The organism is Streptomyces odontomachicola, assembly GCF_039605595.1.
Taxonomy (GTDB): domain Bacteria; phylum Actinomycetota; class Actinomycetes; order Streptomycetales; family Streptomycetaceae; genus Streptomyces.
In genome coordinates this window covers 16,036-37,022 of record NZ_JBCFOK010000010.1, presented here as the reverse complement: position 1 = coordinate 37,022, position 20,987 = coordinate 16,036, and the positions used below count along the sequence as shown (strand labels likewise).

The following is a 20,987-nucleotide window of genomic DNA, read 5'->3' as shown; positions in this document are numbered from 1 at the left end:
CGGAACCGTAAGGTGCGTACATGGTTCATACACCTGACCCGCCTCGCGCTCCCCCGAAGCGGCTTGATGAAATATGCACCGTGACAGGCGAATCGATACCGACCGAATCGATACCGACCGAATCGCGCCCGGGAGCGGCGGCACCGCCCGCCGCGGGCCCCTTCGCGTCGTACGCGGCCCTGGGCGACAGCTTCACCGAGGGCGTCGGCGACCCGGGCCCCGACGGCACCTTCGTCGGCTGGGCCGACCGGCTCGCGGTGATGCTGGCCGAGCAGGGCCCGGCGGAGGGATTCCGGTACGCCAACCTCGCCGTACGGGGCAGGCTGCTGGACCGGATCATCGACGAGCAGGTGCCGCGCGCCGCCGAGCTCGCCCCCGACCTGGCGACCTTCTGCGCCGGCGGCAACGACATCCTGCGCCCGGGCAGCGACCCGGACGCGCTGGCCGAGCAGTACGAGAACGCGCTCGCCCGGCTCAGGGAGACCGTCGGCACCGTGGTGGTGTGCACCGGCTTCGACACCCGCGGCATGCCCGTGCTCCGCCACCTGCGCGGCAAGATCGCCACGTACAACGCGCATCTGCGGGCGGTCGCCGACCGGCACGGCTGCCCGGTGCTCGACCTGTGGTCGCTGCGCGCGGTGCAGGAGCGGCGCGCCTGGAGCGAGGACCGGCTGCACCTGTCCGCGCTCGGGCACACCAGGGTCGCCGAGCGCTGCGCCGAGGTGCTGGGACTGGACGCCGCAGGCGAGTACGGGGCCGAGGCCGCTTCGCAACTGCCCCCGGAGCACCGGACCCCGGCCGAGGCGCGCAAGGAGAACATCCAGTGGGCCCGCGAATACCTCGTACCGTGGATCGGGCGCCGGCTGCGCGGCGAGTCCTCCGGCGACGGCGTCGAGCCCAAGCGCCCCGACCTGCTCCCGCTCCGCCCCTCGCGGCGGGACTCAGAGAGCGCCTAGACGACCTGGTCCGCGTCCTCATCCGGCTCACCCTCGATGCCGTCGAGCACCGCGTCGAGCAGGCCGGGGAAGCGGCCGTCCAGGTCGTCGCGGCGCAGCCACATGTGCAGGTGGCGGCCCTCCCTGCGCTGCTCCACCACGCCGCACTCGCGCAGCACCTTCCAGTGGTGGCTGGCCGTCGACTTGGACAGGTCCGGCAGGATCTCCCCGCAGGTCAGCTCGCCCGCCTCGGAGAGCGCACGGACCACCCGCAGGCGTACGGGGTTGGCCAGCGCCTCCAACACGCGCGCCATGCGGAGCTGTTCTCGCGTCGGGTGGACGAGGGCGGAGGGCATGGCTCGATTCTACAAAGCACCCCGCGCTCCCTCGCAGGCCGTTCGCTATAGTTCGAGTGTTCGCGTACAGTCGAACTATTCCTGCCGAGCCACCGGCCCACCGGTGTCCGTACCGAGAGAGGCGCGCCCATGTCCGTCACCCCTGCCCTCACCGACGACGAGAAGTACGAGATCGGGCGGCGGTTCCACGCCGCGCTGTCCGTCGCCGACTGGGACGGCATCCGCTCCCTGCTCCACGACGACGCCACCTGGTCGCTGCCGGGCAGCAACACCGTCTCCGGTACGGCGGAGGGCGCCGACGGCATCGTGGAGCGCGCCCAGAAGATCGCGGGCTACGGCCTGGACTTCAAGCTCCTGCACATCCTCGTGAGCCCGGAGAACATGGCGCTCTCCCTGCACAACACCGCGCGCCGCGAGGACGCCGTGCTGGACGAGCACCTGTCCACGGTGTGCACGCTGCGGAACGGGAAGATCGCCCGCATCGAGACGTACCTCTCGGACGTCGCGGGGATGAACGCCTTCTTCGTCTGATCCGCCCCGGCGCCCCGGACCCGGCCCCGCCTCACGCGCCCGGCAGCCCCGGCCCGGCGAGCCGCGCGCCCTCGGCCTCCAGGCGGTGCGCGTAGGCGCCGGCCAGGTCGTCCAGCGCACGGGCGCAGTCCCCGGTGTACGAGGGGCCGTGCATCAGCCCCAGGGTGGCGGGCCGCAGTTCGGCCAGGCGGCGGATGGTGGGCGCGGTCGCGGGGGTCAGGCAGGTGGCGCCGAAGCCGTCCTCCGCGGCCAGCGCGGGCCCCACGATGTCGCCGCCGGTCAGCGCGGGGCCGCCGCCCGTGGCGGTGAACAGGTCGCCGCACAGCAGCGTCCCGGTCTCCTCCTCGTACAGCAGCCCCGCGTCCCAGCCGTGCGGCACATGGGGTGTCTCGATCCTGCGCACCCGCCTGCCGCCCAGGTCGAGCACCTCGCCGTCGGCCAGCGGACGCGGGGCCCTGTCGGCCAGGTCGTCGACCGAGACCGCGCATCCGAGCCCGCCGTGTGCGACACGGGCGTGCGGCGCGGCGGCCAGCCACTGGTTCATGGAGCCGCACTCGTCGGCCTCCAGGTGCCCGAAGGTGGCCCAGCGCAGCCGGGACAGCGGGACGATGCGCCCCACCGCGGCCGAGACCTGCGGGAACAGCGCGCGCATGCCGAGGTGGAAGAGCAGCGGCTCCTCCGCGACCACCAGGAACTGGTTGAACACCATGCCCGGCGGCTCCACGTACGTCGACAGGCGGTGGATCCCGTCGGCGATCTCGTCGGTACGCGTCTCCATGCCCCTCCCCCTCCGCGCGGCCGCCCGCGCGGGGCCGCGGCTAGCGCTTGAGGCGCTCCTCCAGTTCCCCCATGTCGCCGAGGAACCACGTCTGGCGCCCGCGATTGCACTCGCGCACCAGGTCACGCAGCGCCGAACTGGCCCGAGTATGGCCGGAGATGTCACCGAGGACCACGAGCCCGACGCCGTACTGGACGAACTTCTGCACCATCGCGCCGGCCACCCCGGTCTCCAGCCGGAAGAACGCCTCGTCGAAGCGCCCGGCCGGGACGACGACCCACCGTGCCCCCTGGTACCCCGCGTCGCCGATGCAGTCCAGGGCGTCCTGCTCACCGCGCAGGGGCTCGCCCTCGGGCGCGCACATCAGGACGGGTACGTCGTGGATCGTCTGCAAACCGGTCATGCGCGGAGGCTAGCCGGGCGCGTCCGCGCAGGCGAGCGAATTCCGCCGGGCCATCCCGCACTTGTGCGCCCACGACCGCAACGGGCCCCCGAGTGCGGTCAACTCCCGCATCCCGGGGGCCCGTCGGCGTCAGCCCGCGTGCCTCACTCCATCGGGGTCAGCGTGAGCGTCAGCTTCTTCGCGCCGCCGTCCTCGATGTACGAGGCGAAGCCGCCCACGTCGTCGAAGGCGAAGCCGTACGCCTTGCCGTCCTCGGTGTTCTCGTGCATCACCCGCGCGTAGTGGTGCGCGAGGTCGCCGCCGTAGAAGCCCTTGGGGTCCTTGGTCGGCTGGTCGGCCGAGGCGGTGAGGGTCGTGCGGTTGAAGGCCGCGCCCAGGATGGCGGCGACGGGGCCGGTCACGCCGTCGTTCGGCGCGGCCAGCGTGCCGTCGCAGAACAGCACGTCCTTGGTGGAGGGCTTCTTGAAGGAGACCTTGCCCGGCCCCGTGAAGGAGAGCGTGTCGCCGCTGACCCGGCCGGTGAAGGTCCCGGCGTTGGTGGTGACCTTCAGGTCCTTGCCCGCGTACATCTCCCACACCTTGTCGATGTACGGCGCGAAGTAGTCGTCGGCGAACAGCTTCTCACCGAGCCCGTGACCGGGCGCGATGATGCGCTTGTCGTCGATGACCAGCTTCTCGAAGCCCTCGGCCTTGCCGATCTCCTCGAAGATCTTCTTCCGCGCGCCCGCCTTGAGCGTGCCGGTCGTCTGGTCCTTGTCGCCCGCCAGGTGTATCGACAGCGGCACGCTGAACATGTCGACCATGGTGGTGTTGCAGTACATCGCGCCGCCCTTGTACGTGAACTCGGCGCAGTCGTGCAGCACATTGAAGTTGGGGTCGGACTTCACCCAGGCCGCGGGGTAGGCCAGCGCGGCGCCGCCCTTGCCGTCCTTAACGGCCTTGAACTTGAGCTTCTCGCCCAGCGCGAAGTAGATGCGCCCCGACATCTCGGGGAGCTGGAGCGTGGTGTCCCCGCTGCCGGACAGCGGGATCGCGTAGTCGGTGAAGCCGCCGGGCCCGTTGTCGCCCTCGGCCACCGGCTTGAGCTCGCCCTCGGGCGTGACCCTGACCTGCTGCTTTCCGTCGTTGCCGACGATGTAGACCCAGATCGAGGAGTTCTTGTGCGAGCCGGTCTTGTTGACGATCTGGAGCGGCAGCCCGGCCGCCGCTCCCCTCCTCGGCGAGCGGGGGCCTACGCCCGTACGGGAGGCGGCGCCGTCCGCGTGCGAGGCGAGCAGACTGGCGGCGGGAACGGCGACGGCTGCCGCGGCGGCACCGCGCACCAGGCCTCTACGAGAGATCATCGTGAACTTCCTTCGGCGTCCTGTGCTTTCGCACTGTGGGGGTGGACTGTGCGGGGGTGTCACTGCCGGAAGGAGGGCACGCCTCCTCCAGCGCACTGCGCCGCTCTCGTCGACGGCCGCTCTGAAGAGCCCTGACATCGATGTCAAGCGGGCACTGGGCATCCTGGGACACCCACACCCTCCTGACAACCCCTCCGTCACTTCTTCGCGTACCACCTCAACGTCCGCGCTGGTCACGCGAGTTGACCAATTTTTCTGCGTTCATCTCTTGGAGGAGTGAGCGGTCGGAGAGCGGTGTGGGGGGACCGGAATGCGGGCGTGGGTTCGCGCACAGGGCGGCGGGCGGGGGGGGCGGTGGGCGGTGCGGCGGCACTTCTCCGTACGAAGGGAGTTCAGCGACCAGAGATGCGGTCGGCGAAGCGGGCCAGCGGCGATGTCGTGACCCGGCGGCCGTTCTCGGCGCGGTCGGCCGCGCGGTAGGCGGCGTACATGCCGTGCACGCCCAGCCAGCGCGCGGGTTCCGGTTCCCAGGCGCGGGTGCGGTGGCCGACCCAGGGCAGCGCGGTCAGTTCGGAGTCCCGCTCCAGTACCAGGTCGCGCAGGGTGCGGCCGGCGAGGTTGGTGGCGGAGACGCCGTGTCCCGAGTAGCCGCCGGCCGAGCCGAGGCCGCTGCGCGGGTCGTAGTGCACGGATGCGCACCAGTCGCGGGGCACGGCCAGCACGCCTGACCAGGCGTGTTCGACCGGGACGCGCGCGGTGTCGGGGAAGAAGCGGTGCACGATGTCGCGCAGCGCGCGTACGGTGCGCCAGGCGGTGCGGCCCGAGCGGTCGGTGTGCGAGCCGAAGCGGTACGGGGCTCCGCGACCGCCCACGGCGATCCGCCCGTCCGCCGTGCGCTGCCCGTACGTGAAGGCGTGCGCGATGTCACCGAGCAGTTCCTGCCCGCTCCAGCCGATGCGCTCCCACACTTCCTCCGGCAGCGGCGCTGTGACGATCATGGAGGAGTTCATCGGGAGCCAGGTGCGCCGCTCCCCCGGCAGGTCGCTGGTGAACCCCTCGGTGGCGCGCAGCACATGGCGTGCGCGCACGGTGCCGAATGGGGTCACGGCGCGGCCCGCCGCGAGCTCCGTGACCGGCGTGGACTCGAAGATCCGCACGCCGAGCGCCTCGACGGTCGCGGCCAGGCCCCGTACCAGTCGCGCGGGCTGTACGCGCGCGCAGTGCGGGTCGAAGTGGGCGGCCAGCGCGCCGTCGAGGCGCAGCCGTTCGCCGAGTTCCGCGGCGTCCAGCCAGCGCGTGTCGCGCGCTCCCCAGTGCGCTGCGTGGTCGTGCGCGGCGCGCAGCCTGGGCAGATGTGCGGGGCGGTGGGCGACGGTGAGGCAGCCGCTCTTGACCGCGTCGCAGTGGATGCCCTCGCTGCGCGTGACCTCGAGCGCTTCGTCGACGGTGTCCTCGAGGGCTCGCTGCATGCGTCGTACGGCGTCCGTACCGTGCTCACGCGCGATACGCGCGGGGGCCACTGGCAGCTTGGCGCTGAGCCACCCGCCGTTCCGCCCGGAGGCCCCGAACCCGGCGAACTCCCGCTCCACGACCGCGATCCGCAGCGAGGGCTCGGCCTGCTTGAGGTAGTACGCGGCCCACAACCCCGTAAGCCCCGCGCCGACCACGCACACATCGCACGCCATCCCGCCGTCGAGCGGCGCACGCCGCGACGGATGCCCCACTTGCTGATGCCAGAAGGAAACGTGACCGTTGAGCGGCATGGGGCCTCCCGGGCGGGGTCGGGGTCGGGCGGACGATACCGGCTGCCTCCCCACATGGCGCGGGACGGTATGCGCCGGCCTGGTGGCGCTCTGCGCGGGATGTGAAGCGGGCATCCCGTCCCGGCTCCCTCGGGCGTCGTGACGGGAACGGCGGTCAGTACGGGGAGGGGCCGGTGCTGCCTGTGAGGTACTGCCCGTCCGAGGGCTGCCGGGACACCTCGACCTGATGCCGCTCTGCCCGAGCCCTGAGGCAGGCGTCCCGTCCCGGCCGCCTCGGGGTCGTCGCCGGAACGGGGGTCACTTCGGGGGCCGGGGCTCTCTGCGGGCCGTTCGTTCGAGGGCCTGGCGGGCCTGGTTGGTGCTTTCGCCGGTTTCCGCGGCGCGGCGGCGGGCGAGCCAGGCGATGTCTTGGGTGCGGGAGATGTACGTGGGTGCGTGGTCGGGACAGGCGAACAGGTGCCGGTCGGGGCCGGAGCCGCACGCCACGGCGCGGATGAGGATGACCTCGGGGCCGTAGGCGTTGCAGTCGGCGCAGGGGCCGAGGGAGTAGCGGGGGCTGTCCGATGTGGCGTTCATCCGCCTGCCTCCGCGGGGAGGGCGCCGACGTTCCCGAGGGCGGACCGGAGCGCGGCGGGGGCCGTCAACGTGCCGTTCCCCTCCGGTTTTTCGAGCCAGCCTCGGCCGTGTGCGTAACGGTCCGGGGAGGGGCAGGGCAGCGGCCAGCCGGGTGTGTGCACGGTGAGCTGCCCGGCCAGGTGGGCGAGATGGTGCTCGGCGTCCAGCGGCAGCAGCCACCAGGCGCGGTCGGCCTCGGCGTGGCCGAGCACCGGGCCCAGCTTCCCGGACGGGGACAGCCGCCCCATGGCCCGGATGCTGTGCATGAGCGGTGCCTCGGCTACGAGCCAGCCGCGGCCGGAGGGGATGCGGGCCAGTTCCCCGCGCTGCCACCGTACGAAGGCGGACCCCGGGTCACCGGTGAAGCCGGCGAGCCAGATGGCCCCCGCGGAGGCGTCGGCGTTCACGAGACACCGCGTACGGGGCGGGCCGCGGCCAGCGCTTCGCGCAGCGCCCCCGCATCCACCAGCGGCGGGCGCACGCACATCCGGGGCGGGACCACCCACCGCACCGGCCACATGGCCCCGTCCAGACTTCCCGGCAGCCCGAAGCTGTGGCCGCGGCCGACGGCCTCGGTCCCGGTTTCCTGCCAGTTCTCAGCGGTGCCGGCGGGGACGAGGAAGTACCAACGGCGCGTGTCCCGGGTAGCGGCGATCGGCCCGCACGCGCTGCCCGTAGCGTCCACGAGACAGACCGCGACCTGATCGCCGAGATCGCCGTCGATCACGACGACGTCCCACCACGTCCCGGCTTCGACCGCGCCGTACTGGTTCTCCGGAGGCAGCCACGCGGGCCGAATACCCGCCTTGGGCTGGGGTGTTGAGGTTTCCATGCCGGAAACGTAGGAGGGCTGCCGACCGTGCCGCGCGCCGATTGCGGCCTATTGCGAATGCAGGGACGATGCTTCGTGCTGGTTGCTTATGCGAGGTTCAGTGCGACGCGTGCGCGGGCGATCAGACGGTGTGCTTGGTGTCCGTACACCGCGGCCTCAGCGATCCAGTCCCAAGCGCGTTCGTAGAGCGCGATGTTGTCCTCGTCATCGAGCCACATCTCGGTGTTGATCGTTTCGACGATGACGAGTCGGCGATCGTAGATCCAGAACCCATGGTTGGGCGCCCGACGCAACTCGGCGCTGAACGGCACAATCCCCAGCTCGGCTGTGTCCAGTCCGATGAGGCTGATGAGCCGGTCCAGCTGGGACGCCATGACCGATCGGGGACAGGTGAGGACGTACAACGCTCCCTCCCAGATCAGGAACCGGAAGGAGCGGCCGGGCTCGTAGAGGCTCTGCTGTCGTTTGATTCGGGTGCGGACGGCGTCCTCGACATCGCGCGACACCTGCCGGAATTCGGCGTTGCGCTGGAAGAGATGGCGTGCGTAGTCGGCGGTTTGGAACAGACCAGGGATGTGGACGGTCTCCAGCCCCCGGATCGTGCGGGTGCTCTTGGTCTCCGCGATGGCGAGCTCCTGCCGTGCGCGATGCCCGCCGGCCAACTGCCGTTTCCAAGAGCGGTAGTGAGACTCCAGACCTGCGAGGCGACCTTTCAGCTCAGCCGCAACGCCCTTGTTCCCGACCGCCTCGGCCCAGGCTTCCAGCTCCTGGGCCGAGGGCGTCTGCTTGCCGGTCTCCAACCGGGAGACCTTGGAGGGCTGCCACCCCAGACGGGCAGCGAGGCCCTTGCCGTCGAATCCGGCCTCACTACGCAGCTCTCGCAGTCGCACGCCGAGGTTGGCCCGGGCGTTCTGGAAATCGGTGCTCACGCAGTGGAACGTACCTGCCTCTGGAACTCCTCGGTACGGACGGCGTGGTGCCAGGCCGCATCCCGTGCCTGGCAGGCCGCGAGTACGGCCTCGGGGTCGCGGATGAGACGGACGCCGAGGGTGGTGTCCTCGTCGTCGATCTCCAGCTTCATGAGGACGCGGGAGTCGAACAGCCAGAAGTCATAGTCGGGGAGGGCGAGCCGTTCGGCCTCAGACCGATTCAGGTTGCGGATGTCTTCGCCTGCGGCCACATTGCCGAGGCCCCGGGCGAAGAGGAAGCGTTGCCCTTCGCTTGGCGGGTCGTCCACGATCCGCACCCGCTCGAACCGTTTGCCCTGCGCAGTCTGGGCCTTTACATTCTCGCGCCAGGGGTTGAGCTCGTAAGTGGTGTCCTCGCCCGCCCAAAACCTCTCCCAATGCGGGCTGTTGCGGTCTGAGGCGTATCCGCGCCGCGTCTCCAGCCGCCACGCCGTGTGCTCGAACTCCTCGAAGAGGTGGGCCGCGTCGGTGAAGGGGATCAGGTCTGGCACGTCACTCCTGGGCGCGAAACGCGTGAGCAGTTCGCGCGGTACCACGACGAACGTCTCCGAATTTTTCACGTCGCGAAGCCGGGCAAGGTCTTCCGGGTTGGTGAGGCGCTCGCCCTGGACGACGACGTCGCCCGTCTCTTCCACCTCGTACAGTGTCGGACAGTCGCCGTCGCCGCTCGTGGTGCCGATGAACCTAAGAGTCACGTACTCCTCCGTTCCTGCACGTTGAGACGCCAGCATGGGCCGTTCAGCAGTCGGCCGCCTGTCGATTGCGGCAGATTGCACGAGCAGCGTCGTTGAATCTCCCTCTGCGCAACTGCTCCATGAAACAACGGCGGCGGCCCGCCCCGGCGCATGGCCGGAGCGGGCCGCTCCGCTGTCGGTTCCCGGGGATGGGCAAGCCGGTAGACCGTTACGCGATCAGACGCTCAGCGCCTTCTCGATCGCCCCCCTGACCTCCTTCGCCGACGGCTCCGTCTGGGGGTGGAAGCGGGCGGTGATCTCGCCGCCGGGGGCCACGAGGAACTTCTCGAAGTTCCAGCGGATGTCGCCGCTGTGGCCCGAGGCGTCGGGGACCTCGGTGAGCTGCTGGTAGAGGGGGTGCCTGCCCTCGCCGTTGACCTCGATCTTCTCGGTCATCGGGAAGCTCACGCCGTAGGTGCCGGAGCAGAAGGCGGCGATCTCCTCCGCCGAACCCGGCTCCTGGCCGCCGAACTGGTTGCAGGGCACGCCCAGCACGGTGAACCCGCGCCCCGCGTACTCCTTCTGCAGCTCCTCCAGCGCGGTGTACTGCGGCGTGAGCCCGCACTGCGAGGCCACGTTCACGATGAGGACCGCCTGGTCCCTGTACTGGCCGAGGTCCGCGTCCCCGCCCTTGAGGGCGCCGATCGGGGTGTCGTAGATGCTCATGCCCGCGATGCTAACGATCCCCGGCCGGCTCACCCGCATAGCACTCCTTCAGCCGCCGCTTGAGCAGCTTCCCCGTCGGCGTACGGGGCAGCGCGCGGGTGAAGTCCAGCGACCGCGGCACCTTGTAGCCGGCGATGTGCTCGCGTACGTGGCCGAGGAGCCGGGCGGCGAGCTCGGGCCCCGGGGTGGCGTGCGGCGCGGGTTCCACGACGGCCGTGACCGCCTCGCCCATCTCCGCGTCGGGCACCCCGATCACGGCCGCGTCCAGGACGTCGGGGTGGAGCGCGAGGCAGTCCTCGATCTCCTGGGGGTAGATGTTGACCCCGCCGGAGATGACGGTGAAGTCCTGCCGGTCGGTGAGGAAGAGGTAGCCGTCCTCGTCGAGGTGGCCGATGTCGCCGAGGGTGGTCCAGGTGCGGTGCGCGGGGTGCTGCGAACGGGCCGTCTTCTCCGGCGCGTTGTGGTACGCGAAGGGCATCTCGTCCCGCGCGAAGTAGACCGTTCCGGTCTCCCCCGGCGGGAGTTCGGCGCCGTCGGGGCCGCAGACGTGCACCTCGCCGAGCGCCCCCGAGCGGCCCACCGAACCCGGCTTCGCCAGCCACTCCGCGCTGCCGATCATGGTGACGCCATTGCCCTCGGTGGCCGCGTAGTACTCCTCCAGCACCGGCCCCCACCACTCGATCATGGCCCGCTTCACCGCCACGGGGCACGGCGCCGCCGCGTGGATCGCCACCCGCAGCGCGCTCAGGTCGTACCGCTCCCGCACCTCGGGCTCCAGCTTGAGCATCCGTACGAACATCGTCGGCACCCACTGACTGTGCGTCACCCGGTAGCGCTCCAGCGCCCGGAGCGCCTCCTCCGCGTCGAAGCGCTCCATCACCACGACCGTGCCGCCGAGCGCGTGGACCAGGCCGGTGAAGCGCAGCGGCGCCGCATGGTAGAGCGGCGCGGGGCTGAGGTAGACGGTGTCCTCGCCGAGGCCGTACCGCGCCCCGTACACCGCGGTCATCGTGTCGCCCGGCTCGTGCACCTCGCGCTCGGGCAGCGGCGCCTGGACTCCCTTGGGGCGCCCGGTCGTTCCGGAGGAGTAGAGCATGTCGGCGCCGCGCGGCTGGTGCGGCAGCGGCTCGGCGGGGTGTCCGGCCACGGCCTCCTCGTACGGCAGGTGTCCCGCGAGCGCGCCGCCGAAGGCCAGGCGCAGCCGTACGCGGGGTCCGTTCGACGATCTCCTCGGCGAGCCCGCCGACGCCCGCGGCCGAGACGACGAGCGCGGAGGCGCCGCAGTCGTCCACGATGTACGCGGCCTCCTCCGCCGACAGGTGCCAGTTGACCGGCGTGAGGTGCAGTCCTGAGCGCATGGCGGCCCAGTAGACCTCGAAGTGGCGCGGGTGGTTGTCGGTGAGCAGCGCGATGTGGTCGCCGGGGCGCAGTCCGTGCGCGTGCAGCAGGCGCGCCAACCTGCGGGATCCGTCCTCCAGTTGACGGTACGTCACCGTTTCGCCGGTCCCGGCCATCACGACCGCCGGCCGCTCCGGGTGGGCTTCCGCGTACGCGCCTGGGTACACCTGCGCTCCTTGGTACGGGGGCGGGGCGGGGGTTGCGGTCCTGCTGGGCCCGGGTCAGCAGTCGTCCGGTCTGCGCGGCCAGTCGGGCACGTCCTCCGGCATGTCCTCGCCGACCCGCAGCGGGAACCGGGGCGGCCGCTTCTCCAGGAACGCGGTCACGCCCTCGGCGGCGTCCGCGCCCTGGCCCAGCGCGAACATGGCGCGCGAGTCGTGCAGATGCGCCTCCCAGGGCGAGGCGGCGCCGAGCATGCCCCACATCAACCGCCGGGTCACGGCGACCGAGACGGCCGAGGTGTTCTCGGTGATCTCGCGCGCGATCCCGTACGCGGCGTCCAGCACCTCGCCGTCCGGCACCACCCGCGAGACCAGTCCGCCGCGGTGCGCCTCCGTGGCGCCGAAGACCCGGCCCGTCGCGGCCCACTCCATGGCCTGCGAGATCCCCACCACGCGGGGGAGGAACCAGCTCGACGCCGCCTCCGGCACGATCCCGCGCCGCGTGAACACGAAGCCGAACTTCGCGGACTCCGCCGCGATCCTGATGTCCATCGGCAGCGTCATGGTCGCGCCGACGCCCACCGCTGGACCGTTGAACGCCGCGATCACCGGCTTCCTGCTCGCCGCGATCCGCAGCGCGACGGTGCCGCCGCCGTCCCGCGGCACGCCGCCGATCCCGCCCCGCGCGTCCGCCCGTCCGTCTCCGCCGGCCCCCGCGTCGAAGGTCCCGGCCCCGCCCTCCAGGTCGGCGCCCGCGCAGAACGCGCGCCCCGCGCCGGTCACCACCGCCACCCGTACGCCGTCGTCCGCGTCGATCGCGTCGAAGGCGGCGATGAGCTCGCGGGCCATGGTGGCGGTGAAGGCGTTCAGCCGCTCGGGCCGGTCGAGGGTGACGGTGGCGATGCCGTCGGCGACCTCGTACGAGAGCTGCGTGTACGGGGATTCCGTGCCGGACGATTGCGTGCCGGGCGCTCTTGTTCCGGGTGCTTCCGTGCCAGGCGCCTCGGCCGGTGTCCCGGCCGGTGTGTCAGGTGTGTCAGGTGTCTCGGTGCTCATGGTGTGCGCACTCCCGCAGGTCGCATCTGACCAAGCGCTCGATAACGTAACAGCGCGCGGGCCGCCGTCCAATGGTGCGCACACCTTTCTCCCGCGGCTCCGGCTGTGACACTGGAGGGAGGCACGCACGGCTCACGAGGAGGGCGCCACCCATGACCGAGGGCCACCACATCGAGATCAGCGAGGGCACCGAGCACATCCGCGTCACCCGCGACGGCACGGTGCTCGCCGACAGCCGCCGGCCCCTGCTCCTGCACGAGACGGGCTACCCGGTGCGCTACTACCTCCCCCCGGAGGACGTCCGCACCGACCTCCTCACCCCCACCGACACCCACACGTACTGCCCCTTCAAGGGCACGGCCTCCTACTGGTCCTACACCGGCACGGGCGACAACACCGAGGACCTCGTGTGGTCCTACCCCGACCCCAAGCCCCAGGTGGCCCGGATCAAGGACCACTTGTGCTTCTACGAGGTCGACTGAGCCACCCGCCCTCACCCCGGCAGCACCGACCTCGCGTACTCCCCCAGGCGGCGGCTCAGCGTGTCCGGTGACATGTGCTCCGTCGTCGCCAAGTGGGCGATCAGGTCGGCCCGTACGGCTGCCAGCAAGGTGTGTGCGAGGTATGCGGCGCGCGGCTTCGTCGTGAGCTCGGACAGGGACGTCGCCAAGGTGGCGTGCCACCACGCGTAGGACTCGCTCTCGTACGGGCTGGCCGCGCCCGCCTCCTCCAGGGCCAGGTGCAGGCCCTGGTTGTCGAGCTTGAAGCGGAGCAGGGCGTCGAGCACCGCCGGTACGCGCTCGCGGGCCGGGGTGCCGGGGCCGAGCGGCGCCGGGCCGTCGCCGACCGCTTCGCGGAGCGGTGCGCCGCGGCGTTCGGCGAGGGCCCGGAGCAGTCCCGTGCGGTCGGCGAACGCGCGGAAGACGGTGCCCTTCCCGACCCCCGCGGCCGCGGCGACCGCGCTCATGCTCACCCCGTCGGGGCCGCCGTCGGCGAAGAGGGCTTCGGCCGCGTCCAGTACGGCGTCGCGATTGCGTACGGCGTCGGCGCGGCTGCGTGGGGCGCGCGGTGCGGGCAAGGGCCCCTCCTGGTGCGTGTCTTAGTGCGTGTGCTGGTGCGCGTCTTGGTGCGTGCTTGCAAAACGGACCGGCGGTCCATATCGTTCGATGCGGACCGGCGGTCCGCATTCTACTGTCCAGCCGCACGAGGAGACCCGCATGCCCCACACCCCCACCACCCTGGTCACCGGCGCGACCGGCACCACGGGCAGCCGCCTGGCGGAACTCCTCGCCCGTGGCGGCCACCCGGTCAGGGCCGCGAGCCGCGGGGGCTCGCCCGTGCCGGGCGCTGAGCCGGTGGCGTTCGACTGGTTCGAGCCCGCGGGGCACGCGGCCGCGCTGGACGGCGCGGAGCGGGTCTACCTCGTACCGCCCGTCGGCGTGCTGGATCCCGCGCCCGCGATGCTCCCCTTCCTGGAGCGGGCACGGGACGCGGGCGTACGGCGCGCCGTCCTCCTCAGCTCGTCGCAGGTCGACGCGGGCGGCCCGGCGACCGGGGCCGTGCACGCGGCGCTGCCCGGACTCTTCGCGGAGTGGGCCGTGTTGCGCCCCTCCTGGTTCATGCAGAACTTCACGGGGCGGCATCTGCACGCCGAGAGCATCAGGGACACGGGGCTGATCACGACGGCGACGGGGCGCGGCCGGGTCGCGTTCATCGACGCGGACGACATCGCCGCGGTGGCCGCGCGCGCCCTCACCGACGAGACGGCGCACAACACCGACTGGGTGCTCACGGGCCCCGAGGCGCTGTCGTACGAGGAGGTCGCGGCCGTCCTCTCGGAGGTGACGGGGCGTCCGGTGCGGCACGAGGCGGTGCCGGCCGAGGAGATGCGCGCGCGGTACACGCGGGAGGCCCCGCCCGAATTCGCCGCGCTGCTGGCGGACTTGGACCGCGTGATCGCCGAGGGCGCCGAGGACCGGACCACGGACGCGGTCCAGCGGGTCACGGGACGGCCGCCCCGCTCCTTCGCCGAGCATGCACGGGAGCACGCGCAGCAGCACGTACCGCCCGGTCGGTAGCCACGCGCGCACGGGTGTCCGCGCCGCAGGCCGCGCCGTTAGGTTGGGGATCATGACCTCCTACAAGACCGTGAATCCGGCGACAGGCCAGACCCTCAAGGAGTTCCCCGAGGCCACCTCGGCGGAGATCGAGAGCGCGCTGAGCGCCTCGCACGCGGCGTACCAGTCGTGGCGGGAGACCCCGCTGGAGACCCGCTCCGCCGTGCTGCGCCGCGTCGCGGACATCTACCAGGAGCGCAAGGACGACCTCGCGAAGATCATCTCGACCGAGATGGGCAAGCCCTTCCGGCAGGCCCAGGGCGAGGTCGACATCTGCTCCAGCATCTACCGCTACTACGCGGACGAGGGCCCCGGCTTCATGGAGGACGAGACCCTCTCGGTGAGCGGCGGCGGCAGCGCCGTGGTGCGCTCGGTGCCGATCGGCTCGCTGCTCGGGATCATGCCGTGGAACTACCCCTACTACCAGGTCGCCCGCTTCGCCGGGCCCAACCTGATGCTCGGCAACACGATCCTGCTCAAGCACGCGCCGAGCTGCCCGCAGGCCGCGCTCGTGATGGAGGAGATCTTCGCCGAGGCAGGGCTCCCGGAGGGCGCCTACATCAACGTCTTCGCCACCAACGACCAGGTGGCCGACATCATCGCCGACCCTCGCAACCAGGGCGTCTCGCTCACCGGCAGCGAGCGCGCCGGGTCTGCCGTCGCGGCACTGGCGGGGAAGCACCTGAAGAAGTGCGTGCTGGAGCTGGGCGGTTCGGACGCGTTCATCCTGCTGGACACCGACGACCTGGCGAAGACCGCCAAGACCGCGGCCGCCGGCCGGCTCGGCAACGCGGGCCAGGCGTGCAACTCGCCGAAGCGGTTCATCGTGCAGGAGGAGCTGTACGACGGCTTCGTCTCGGCACTGACCGAGCAGGTCGCCAAGGTCGCGCCCGGCGACCCGCTGGACCCCTCGACCCGCTTCGGCCCGCTCTCCTCGCAGGACGCCGCCGACCGCCTCATGGAGCAGATCCAGGACGCGATCGACAAGGGCGCGACCGTGCACGCGGGCGGCAAGGCCGTGGACGGTCCCGGCGCCTACGTACAGCCGACCGTGCTCACCGGCGTGACCCCGGAGATGCGCGCGTACTCGGAGGAGCTGTTCGGCCCGGCCGCCGTGGTCTACAAGGTGTCCGACGAGGACGAGGCCGTGGAGCTGGCCAACAGCTCGGCCTACGGGCTCGGCGGCGCGGTGTGGAGCCAGGACACCGACCGCGCGCGCAAGGTCGCCGACCGCCTCGACACCGGCATGGTGTGGATCAACGGCCTGGCCGGCACCCAGGCCGACCAGCCCTTCGGCGGAGTCAAGCGCTCCGGCATCGGCCGCGAGCTGGGCAAGTACGGAATGGCCGAGTTCGTGAACAAGAAGCTCATCCGCCAGGAGGCGTGAGCCTCATCCCCGGGGAGGCGTGAGAGGCGGCTCGCCGCCCGGCCCCCGGTGCGCGGAATGATCCCGCGCACCGGGGGCTTTCTTCTTTCTTCACTTCCGCCTCAATTCTCCCTCGTTCACTTTTCCGCTTTTCCTCGGAAAAAGTGGGCATGACATCTCCATGAAGCCGAATTCCTGGAGATCCAGAGCCCTGCCCCTCGGCGCCGCGGGCGTGTGCTTCCTCGCACTCGGGGCCGCGAGCAGCGACGGAGCGGAGGCCGCCGCTCCCGTTTCCGCGATCGCGACCACGCCCACCGTCACGACCTATCCCGGCACGGACGTGGACGGGGACGATTCCGTCAACAACCCCTGCCCGATCAAACTCTACGGATACACAGGTCGCCGGATCTGTGAATTCCAGTATTTCCGTTACGACTGGGGAGACGGAAACCTCGAGTACTTCGTCGTCGGCACGAACTATTCGGTCTGGCACATATGGAAAGGCGCCGACGGCTGGAAGAACCTCGGCGGAACGGCCAGGACCGAGGAGCCGAACGGCACGTACGACACCGACCCGCCCGGCGTCGCGACCGTCAGCCCCGGGCACAACTGCTGGTGGCGCCCGTGGGACGGCGGAAGCTGGCCCGGCACATGGCGGCTGTGCTGATCCGTACGCGGCCTCGCTGACCTGTACGCGGCCGCCCTGACCCGTACGGGCCCCGGCGCGGCGCCGTCGGCACGACAGGGGGCGGCCCGCGGGGCGAGCATGGAGGGGCACCCTGCGAGAGGACCGCCATGTTCGAAGCGGACGACATCCGGGAGTGGCGCGGCCACGACGTCGTGGACCCCCGCGGAAACAAGATCGGCGCGCTGGAGTCCCTGTACGTGGACACCGCCACCGACCAGCCCTCCTTCGCGACCGTCACCGTGGGCATGCCGGGGCGCCGCCGCCTGGTCTTCGTACCGCTGGACGGGGCGACCGTGGGCCCCGGCTACCTCAAGGTCCAGCACTCCAAGAGCACGGTGCGCAACGCGCCCTCGATCGGCACCGACGACGTGCTGGCCGCCGACCAGGAGGACGCGGTCTTCGCGCACTACAAGATGGAGTACAGCCAGGGCGCGGGCGGCGAGCGGCGGCTGGCCCGCGGCTGAGCGCGGCGGGCCGTACACCGTGCCGGAGACCGAAGGAGGCGGGCGATGGCGTTCTTCCTGTTCCTGATCATCGTGGCGATCGCGCTGGGCATCATCGGCTTCGTCGTGAAGGGACTCTTCTACCTGTTCCTGATCGGCATCGCCGTGCTGGTCATCGACATCGCGTACGGGGCGTGGCGGTTCCGCCGCGGGGGCGGGCGGCACCGGCTGATGCGCTGAGGCCGGCAGCGCCAACTGGCCTGCCCCAAGCGCGAATTCACGCCATTCCGTGGCCGACTTCCGTCCTCCGGTTGAGCCTTGGGCAAGGCATGACCGGCGACGCGGCCCGCCATGGGCGGCGGTGCGCCCAACAGACCACGCGCCGCGGGCCCTTCGGCCGCGGGGGAACACCTGAACCTGAAGATCCAGTACGGCTATGCTGCAACGGGCTCGGCGAGTCGGGCATCGGCCCTGGCCGCTTGGGGACCGCTGTGTCCTGATGCCCTGTAGCAGCCCAGTCCGCGCGGAGAACCGGCATCGGCAGGCTCTGCGCCGCGGGCTCCGGCGTTGGTTCCGCACCCCGTGCCCTTACACAAGTGCGCGATGTTTTGAGGATGTTGATGGTTCGCAACGAATCGTCGCCCGGAGGCCGACGGGCCGGCGCCGCCGCTGTCTGGTCGGTCCCGGCGCTCGTCATGGCCGCTACCGCGACGACGGCCGCCATATTCGTGCCCTCAGCCGCACGGCCCGCCGTCATCTGGTGCGGCGTGGTGGCCACCGTGGCCGTGGCCCTGGTCTCCGCCGAGGCGGTGCGCCGCGGCAGGGCGCTGGCCGCGCTGCGGGCCGCCGCCACCGAGCGCGAGGCCATGCTGCGCCAGCAGCTCAACGACCAGGACGCCGCCTGGCGTTCGGCCGGTGACGAGCGGCACGACGCGCTGGTGCGGCAGCTCCAGGAACAGGAGGCGGCGACCGTACGGCTGGCCTCCGAGCAGCTCCCCGAGGCGGTGAACCGGCTCCAGGAGGGCGAGTTCACCGAGGACGTGCTGCAGTCGCTGGGCGTCCAGGGGCGCGGCCTGACACCGGAGTTCGAGGCCGCGCACCGCGCGCTGCTGCGCTCCGTCGTGGAGGCCATGCAGGCCGAGGAGGGGCTGCGCGACTCGGCGCAGCGCGGCATGGTCAACATCGCCCGCCGCATGCAGGCCCTGGTGCACAAGCAGGCCACCGAACTCACCGGCATGGAGCGGGCGTACGGCCAAGAGGCCCAGTTCGTCACCGACGGACAGGCCGCGCAGATCATGGGCGACCTGCTGAAACTCGACCACGGCAACGCGCTGCTCGGCCGCCTCGCGGACAGCATCTCGGTGCTCGGCGGCGCGCGTCCTGGGCGTCAGTGGAGCAAGCCCGTCGCGCTCTACAGCGTGCTGCGCGGCGCCATGTCACGCATCGACGCGTACGAGCGCGTCGACCTGCACTCGGTCGCCGAGGTGGCCGTGGTGGGCCCGGCCGTCGAGCCGCTCATCCACGCGCTCGCCGAGCTGCTGGACAACGCCACCCGCTACTCGCCGCCCAAGACCCGCGTCCATCTCACCGCCGGCGAGGTGCACATGGGCATCGCCGTGGAGATCGAGGACGGCGGCATCGGGCTGAGCGAGGAGGCCAGGGAGCGGGTCGAGCGGATGCTGCGCGAGGCGCACGCCGGACTCGACCTGGACGACCTGGGCGAGGCGCCGCGCCTCGGCATCTCCGTGGTCGGCAGGCTCGCGCAGGCCAACTCCTTCGAGGTGACGCTGTCCAGGTCCGCGTACGGAGGCGTGCGCGCGGTGCTGGTCGTGCCGTCGAACCTGGTCACCACGGCGCCCGCGACGGGCCGCGCGCACGGCATCGGCGCCGCCTCGGTGCCCCGCTCGGAGCCCGAAGCGGCGCAGGTGCAGGAGAGTTCGAACGGACGGGGCCCCGCCATACCGGCGCCGCGGGCCTCGGCCGACATGCCCGCGCACGCAGCGCAGGTTGCACACTCCCCGTACTCCGCAGGACCGGCGCACTCCGCCGGCGCCGCGGACGGCGGGGCTGGAGCACCGGGGACCGGCGCGGGGGCCGGACCGTGGGGGAACGGGGCAGAGGGGAACGGAGCGCAGGGGAACGTGCCGACCGGGCCGACCGGGCCGGTGCGCCCGGACGACGACGAGGAGACCGCATCCGAGGAGCGGACTCCGAGCGGACTCCCCCAGCGCCGCCGCAGGCGTCCGGCACGCTCGGCCGGCGCCCCACCCGCACCGGAGGCCGGGACCACGCCCTCCGAGAAGCCCGCGCCCGGCGCCTGGATGGCCGCGTTCCAGAGCGGCAGGTCCGGCGAGACGCCGCCGTCGGCGCCCGCACGCGGGAACAGCGACACTTCAGACAAGGGTGAATAGCCGATGGTTCAGCACGCCGACATGGACTGGATGCTCAAGGATCTGGCCGAGAGCGTCCCGCAGACCCGTCACATCGTGGTGCTCTCATCGGACGGCTTGCGCCAGGCGCAGTACAGCACGGACCTGGAGGTCGCCGAGCGGCTGGCCGCCATCGGTTCGGGGCTGCAGAGCCTGGCGGGCGCGGTCGGGGCCGAATTCCCGCCGGGCGGCGGGCAGATGCGCATGGTCGTCGTCGAGGTCGACGGGGGCTTCCTCTACCTCATGGCCGCGGGTGCCGGCGCGCATCTGCTGGTCGTCGCCGACCAGGGCGTGGACGCGGGGCTGATCTCGTACCACATGAACGATCTCGTGGCCCGCATCGGCGCGCATCTGACCAGCCCGCCGCGCACCGACGGACAGGAGACATGAGCGACAGCCAAGGCTACGGGGAATGGGACGAGGGAACTCCCGAGCGGCTTTACGTGATCACCGGTGGCCGGGTGACCACACCGGAACAGGCCGATCTGGACCTGGTGACGCTCATCGTCGCCCGGGAGGAACCACGGGTGGGCATGCAGCCCGAGCTCGCAGCGATCCTGCGGCTGTGCCGCACGCCGTTCTCCGTAGCGGAGATCTCAGCCCACCTGGCGCTGCCCGTCAGCATGGTCACCGTGCTGCTCGGCGATCTGCTCGCGGACGGGCGGGTCGAGGCGCGCGCCCCCACACCGCTGGCACCCACACATCTGCCCAAGGCGCTGCTCGAGGAGGTCATCAGTGGACTCAAGAAGCTCTGAGACGGTGGTGGAGCCGCGGAGCGAGGACCGGCTGCCCGCCTCTGCCGCCGAGGCGGTCAAGGTACTGATCGTGGGCGGCTTCGGGGTGGGCAAGACCACCCTGGTCGGCGCGGTCAGCGAGATCAGGCCGCTGCGCACCGAGGAGCGGATGACGCAGGCCGGGGTCGGCATCGACGACCTGGCCGGGGTCGAGAGCAAGACCGAGACCACCGTCGCCATGGACTTCGGGCGGATCAGCCTGAACGAGCGGCGGCTGATGTACCTGTTCGGCACCCCGGGCCAGGAGCGCTTCTGGTTCCTGTGGAAGGGGCTGTTCAAGGGCGCCCTGGGCGCGGTGGTCCTGGTGGACACCCGCCGCCTGGAGGTCAGCTTCGACGCGATCGGACTGCTGGAGACGTCCGACGTGCCGTTCGTGGTGGCCGTCAACACCTTCCCGGACGCGCCGCACGTGCCGCTGGAGGAGCTGCGCGGCGCGCTCGACCTGGACGAGCACGTGCCGATCGTCGAGTGCGACGCGCGCAGCCGCGAGGCGAGCCGCGACGTGCTGCTGACGCTGATGCACTATCTGTACTCGTTCGCGGTCTCGCCCGAGGCACAGTCGTCCGAGGCGAATGTGACCTCGCACGCGGGCTGAGGGGCCACGCCGGGAC

General features: G+C 71.6%; 26 protein-coding genes and 1 pseudogene. 12 read left to right on the top strand and 15 right to left on the bottom strand.

The genetic code is table 11. The features are described 5' to 3' along the window. The first annotated feature begins 110 nt into the window (after positions 1-110). Positions 111-956 carry an SGNH/GDSL hydrolase family protein gene (locus tag ABEE00_RS19355; RefSeq protein ID WP_345747054.1) on the top strand — a complete coding sequence of 282 codons (846 nt, stop codon included), beginning with the start codon at positions 111-113 and terminating at the stop codon, positions 954-956. On the opposite strand, the gene ABEE00_RS19350 is transcribed toward ABEE00_RS19355, so the two are convergent. After that, a complete protein-coding gene (locus ABEE00_RS19350; RefSeq protein WP_345746814.1) occupies positions 953-1,291 on the bottom strand; it encodes an ArsR/SmtB family transcription factor in 339 nt (112 codons plus the stop codon). The genes ABEE00_RS19355 and ABEE00_RS19350 overlap by 4 nt on opposite strands. A gap of 129 nt (positions 1,292-1,420) precedes the next feature. Here ABEE00_RS19350 and ABEE00_RS19345 point away from each other — a divergent pair, with 129 nt between their 5' ends. Continuing rightward, positions 1,421-1,822: a nuclear transport factor 2 family protein gene (locus tag ABEE00_RS19345; RefSeq protein ID WP_345746813.1), complete on the top strand. Its 402-nt coding sequence runs from the start codon at positions 1,421-1,423 to the stop codon at positions 1,820-1,822. A gap of 31 nt (positions 1,823-1,853) precedes the next feature. On the opposite strand, the gene ABEE00_RS19340 is transcribed toward ABEE00_RS19345, so the two are convergent. The 13 genes and pseudogenes from ABEE00_RS19340 to ABEE00_RS19280 all read right to left on the bottom strand — a co-directional run bounded on the left by ABEE00_RS19340 (position 1,854) and on the right by ABEE00_RS19280 (position 12,539). Next, complete coding sequence (locus ABEE00_RS19340; RefSeq protein ID WP_345746812.1) at positions 1,854-2,600, bottom strand: oxygen-binding di-iron domain-containing protein; 747 nt, start codon at positions 2,598-2,600, stop codon at positions 1,854-1,856. Positions 2,601-2,640: 40 nt separating this feature from the next. Beyond that, positions 2,641-3,003 carry a DUF4180 domain-containing protein gene (locus tag ABEE00_RS19335; protein ID WP_345746811.1) on the bottom strand — a complete coding sequence of 121 codons (363 nt, stop codon included), beginning with the start codon at positions 3,001-3,003 and terminating at the stop codon, positions 2,641-2,643. Between the two features lie 143 nt (positions 3,004-3,146). Further along, the gene (locus tag ABEE00_RS19330) at positions 3,147-4,346 is read right to left on the bottom strand and encodes a beta-1,3-glucanase family protein (RefSeq protein ID WP_345746810.1); all 1,200 of its coding nucleotides are present in this window, start codon (positions 4,344-4,346) and stop codon (positions 3,147-3,149) included. A 392-nt stretch (positions 4,347-4,738) separates the two neighbouring features. Then, positions 4,739-6,109: an NAD(P)/FAD-dependent oxidoreductase gene (locus tag ABEE00_RS19325; protein WP_345746809.1), complete on the bottom strand. Its 1,371-nt coding sequence runs from the start codon at positions 6,107-6,109 to the stop codon at positions 4,739-4,741. A 297-nt stretch (positions 6,110-6,406) separates the two neighbouring features. Then, the gene (locus ABEE00_RS19320; protein ID WP_345746808.1) at positions 6,407-6,685 is read right to left on the bottom strand and encodes a hypothetical protein; all 279 of its coding nucleotides are present in this window, start codon (positions 6,683-6,685) and stop codon (positions 6,407-6,409) included. Continuing rightward, complete coding sequence (locus tag ABEE00_RS19315) at positions 6,682-7,131, bottom strand: hypothetical protein (RefSeq protein WP_345746807.1); 450 nt, start codon at positions 7,129-7,131, stop codon at positions 6,682-6,684. The genes ABEE00_RS19320 and ABEE00_RS19315 overlap by 4 nt, the downstream gene beginning before the upstream one ends. Beyond that, a complete protein-coding gene (locus tag ABEE00_RS19310) occupies positions 7,128-7,556 on the bottom strand; it encodes a hypothetical protein (protein WP_345746806.1) in 429 nt (142 codons plus the stop codon). Before ABEE00_RS19310 ends, ABEE00_RS19315 begins: the two co-directional genes overlap by 4 nt. 86 nt (positions 7,557-7,642) lie before the next feature. Beyond that, positions 7,643-8,485, bottom strand: a complete 843-nt coding sequence (locus ABEE00_RS19305) for a helix-turn-helix domain-containing protein (protein ID WP_345746805.1) — start codon at positions 8,483-8,485, stop codon at positions 7,643-7,645. Continuing rightward, complete coding sequence (locus tag ABEE00_RS19300; protein WP_345746804.1) at positions 8,482-9,219, bottom strand: DUF6879 family protein; 738 nt, start codon at positions 9,217-9,219, stop codon at positions 8,482-8,484. The genes ABEE00_RS19305 and ABEE00_RS19300 overlap by 4 nt, the downstream gene beginning before the upstream one ends. A gap of 216 nt (positions 9,220-9,435) precedes the next feature. Next, the gene (locus ABEE00_RS19295) at positions 9,436-9,924 is read right to left on the bottom strand and encodes a glutathione peroxidase (RefSeq protein WP_345746803.1); all 489 of its coding nucleotides are present in this window, start codon (positions 9,922-9,924) and stop codon (positions 9,436-9,438) included. Positions 9,925-9,934: 10 nt separating this feature from the next. After that, complete coding sequence (locus tag ABEE00_RS19290; RefSeq protein ID WP_345746802.1) at positions 9,935-11,071, bottom strand: AMP-binding protein; 1,137 nt, start codon at positions 11,069-11,071, stop codon at positions 9,935-9,937. Positions 11,072-11,216: 145 nt separating this feature from the next. Then, positions 11,217-11,438: pseudogene (locus ABEE00_RS19285) on the bottom strand (AMP-binding protein); the annotation flags it as partial. A gap of 105 nt (positions 11,439-11,543) precedes the next feature. After that, positions 11,544-12,539: an enoyl-CoA hydratase-related protein gene (locus ABEE00_RS19280; RefSeq protein ID WP_345746801.1), complete on the bottom strand. Its 996-nt coding sequence runs from the start codon at positions 12,537-12,539 to the stop codon at positions 11,544-11,546. 152 nt (positions 12,540-12,691) lie between these two features. On the opposite strand from ABEE00_RS19280, the gene ABEE00_RS19275 reads away from it, so the two are divergent. Next, positions 12,692-13,021, top strand: a complete 330-nt coding sequence (locus ABEE00_RS19275) for a DUF427 domain-containing protein (RefSeq protein ID WP_345746800.1) — start codon at positions 12,692-12,694, stop codon at positions 13,019-13,021. A gap of 11 nt (positions 13,022-13,032) precedes the next feature. Here ABEE00_RS19275 and ABEE00_RS19270 read toward each other — a convergent pair whose 3' ends face one another. Next, the gene (locus tag ABEE00_RS19270; protein WP_345746799.1) at positions 13,033-13,617 is read right to left on the bottom strand and encodes a TetR/AcrR family transcriptional regulator; all 585 of its coding nucleotides are present in this window, start codon (positions 13,615-13,617) and stop codon (positions 13,033-13,035) included. A gap of 139 nt (positions 13,618-13,756) precedes the next feature. Between ABEE00_RS19270 and ABEE00_RS19265 the strand changes: the two genes are divergently transcribed. The 9 genes from ABEE00_RS19265 (at position 13,757) to ABEE00_RS19225 (ending at position 20,971) form a co-directional block, all read left to right on the top strand. Then, positions 13,757-14,617: an NmrA family NAD(P)-binding protein gene (locus ABEE00_RS19265; protein ID WP_345746798.1), complete on the top strand. Its 861-nt coding sequence runs from the start codon at positions 13,757-13,759 to the stop codon at positions 14,615-14,617. A gap of 52 nt (positions 14,618-14,669) precedes the next feature. After that, positions 14,670-16,043: an NAD-dependent succinate-semialdehyde dehydrogenase gene (locus tag ABEE00_RS19260; RefSeq protein ID WP_345746797.1), complete on the top strand. Its 1,374-nt coding sequence runs from the start codon at positions 14,670-14,672 to the stop codon at positions 16,041-16,043. 160 nt (positions 16,044-16,203) lie between these two features. Beyond that, positions 16,204-16,689: a hypothetical protein gene (locus tag ABEE00_RS19255; protein ID WP_345746796.1), complete on the top strand. Its 486-nt coding sequence runs from the start codon at positions 16,204-16,206 to the stop codon at positions 16,687-16,689. A gap of 128 nt (positions 16,690-16,817) precedes the next feature. Beyond that, on the top strand, positions 16,818-17,174 hold the full coding sequence (locus ABEE00_RS19250; RefSeq protein WP_345746795.1) for a PRC-barrel domain-containing protein: 357 nt from the start codon (positions 16,818-16,820) through the stop codon (positions 17,172-17,174). 45 nt (positions 17,175-17,219) lie between these two features. Next, the gene (locus ABEE00_RS19245) at positions 17,220-17,393 is read left to right on the top strand and encodes a hypothetical protein (RefSeq protein WP_345746794.1); all 174 of its coding nucleotides are present in this window, start codon (positions 17,220-17,222) and stop codon (positions 17,391-17,393) included. Positions 17,394-17,848: 455 nt separating this feature from the next. Further along, a complete protein-coding gene (locus tag ABEE00_RS19240; protein ID WP_451918623.1) occupies positions 17,849-19,564 on the top strand; it encodes a sensor histidine kinase in 1,716 nt (571 codons plus the stop codon). 3 nt (positions 19,565-19,567) lie between these two features. Next, positions 19,568-19,972 (top strand): roadblock/LC7 domain-containing protein, encoded by a 405-nt coding sequence (locus tag ABEE00_RS19235; protein ID WP_345746792.1) that lies wholly within the window; start codon positions 19,568-19,570, stop codon positions 19,970-19,972. After that, the gene (locus ABEE00_RS19230; protein ID WP_345746791.1) at positions 19,969-20,337 is read left to right on the top strand and encodes a DUF742 domain-containing protein; all 369 of its coding nucleotides are present in this window, start codon (positions 19,969-19,971) and stop codon (positions 20,335-20,337) included. The genes ABEE00_RS19235 and ABEE00_RS19230 overlap by 4 nt, the downstream gene beginning before the upstream one ends. Then, positions 20,318-20,971, top strand: a complete 654-nt coding sequence (locus ABEE00_RS19225; RefSeq protein WP_345746790.1) for a GTP-binding protein — start codon at positions 20,318-20,320, stop codon at positions 20,969-20,971. The genes ABEE00_RS19230 and ABEE00_RS19225 overlap by 20 nt, the downstream gene beginning before the upstream one ends. The last annotated feature ends 16 nt before the right edge of the window (positions 20,972-20,987 follow it).

Coding starts and splice junctions, on each gene's coding strand:
- ABEE00_RS19335 (WP_345746811.1), bottom strand. CDS start 3,003: ATGACCGGTTTGCAGACGATCCACGACGTACCCGTCCTGATGTGCGCG.
- ABEE00_RS19330 (WP_345746810.1), bottom strand. CDS start 4,346: ATGATCTCTCGTAGAGGCCTGGTGCGCGGTGCCGCCGCGGCAGCCGTC.
- ABEE00_RS19320 (WP_345746808.1), bottom strand. CDS start 6,685: ATGAACGCCACATCGGACAGCCCCCGCTACTCCCTCGGCCCCTGCGCC.
- ABEE00_RS19240 (WP_451918623.1), top strand. CDS start 17,849: ATGGCCGCTACCGCGACGACGGCCGCCATATTCGTGCCCTCAGCCGCA.
- ABEE00_RS19235 (WP_345746792.1), top strand. CDS start 19,568: ATGGTTCAGCACGCCGACATGGACTGGATGCTCAAGGATCTGGCCGAG.
- ABEE00_RS19340 (WP_345746812.1), bottom strand. CDS start 2,600: ATGGAGACGCGTACCGACGAGATCGCCGACGGGATCCACCGCCTGTCG.
- ABEE00_RS19255 (WP_345746796.1), top strand. CDS start 16,204: ATGAAGCCGAATTCCTGGAGATCCAGAGCCCTGCCCCTCGGCGCCGCG.
- ABEE00_RS19345 (WP_345746813.1), top strand. CDS start 1,421: ATGTCCGTCACCCCTGCCCTCACCGACGACGAGAAGTACGAGATCGGG.
- ABEE00_RS19350 (WP_345746814.1), bottom strand. CDS start 1,291: ATGCCCTCCGCCCTCGTCCACCCGACGCGAGAACAGCTCCGCATGGCG.
- ABEE00_RS19325 (WP_345746809.1), bottom strand. CDS start 6,109: ATGCCGCTCAACGGTCACGTTTCCTTCTGGCATCAGCAAGTGGGGCAT.
- ABEE00_RS19275 (WP_345746800.1), top strand. CDS start 12,692: ATGACCGAGGGCCACCACATCGAGATCAGCGAGGGCACCGAGCACATC.
- ABEE00_RS19250 (WP_345746795.1), top strand. CDS start 16,818: ATGTTCGAAGCGGACGACATCCGGGAGTGGCGCGGCCACGACGTCGTG.
- ABEE00_RS19260 (WP_345746797.1), top strand. CDS start 14,670: ATGACCTCCTACAAGACCGTGAATCCGGCGACAGGCCAGACCCTCAAG.
- ABEE00_RS19230 (WP_345746791.1), top strand. CDS start 19,969: ATGAGCGACAGCCAAGGCTACGGGGAATGGGACGAGGGAACTCCCGAG.
- ABEE00_RS19310 (WP_345746806.1), bottom strand. CDS start 7,556: ATGGAAACCTCAACACCCCAGCCCAAGGCGGGTATTCGGCCCGCGTGG.
- ABEE00_RS19245 (WP_345746794.1), top strand. CDS start 17,220: ATGGCGTTCTTCCTGTTCCTGATCATCGTGGCGATCGCGCTGGGCATC.
- ABEE00_RS19280 (WP_345746801.1), bottom strand. CDS start 12,539: ATGAGCACCGAGACACCTGACACACCTGACACACCGGCCGGGACACCG.
- ABEE00_RS19265 (WP_345746798.1), top strand. CDS start 13,757: ATGCCCCACACCCCCACCACCCTGGTCACCGGCGCGACCGGCACCACG.
- ABEE00_RS19295 (WP_345746803.1), bottom strand. CDS start 9,924: ATGAGCATCTACGACACCCCGATCGGCGCCCTCAAGGGCGGGGACGCG.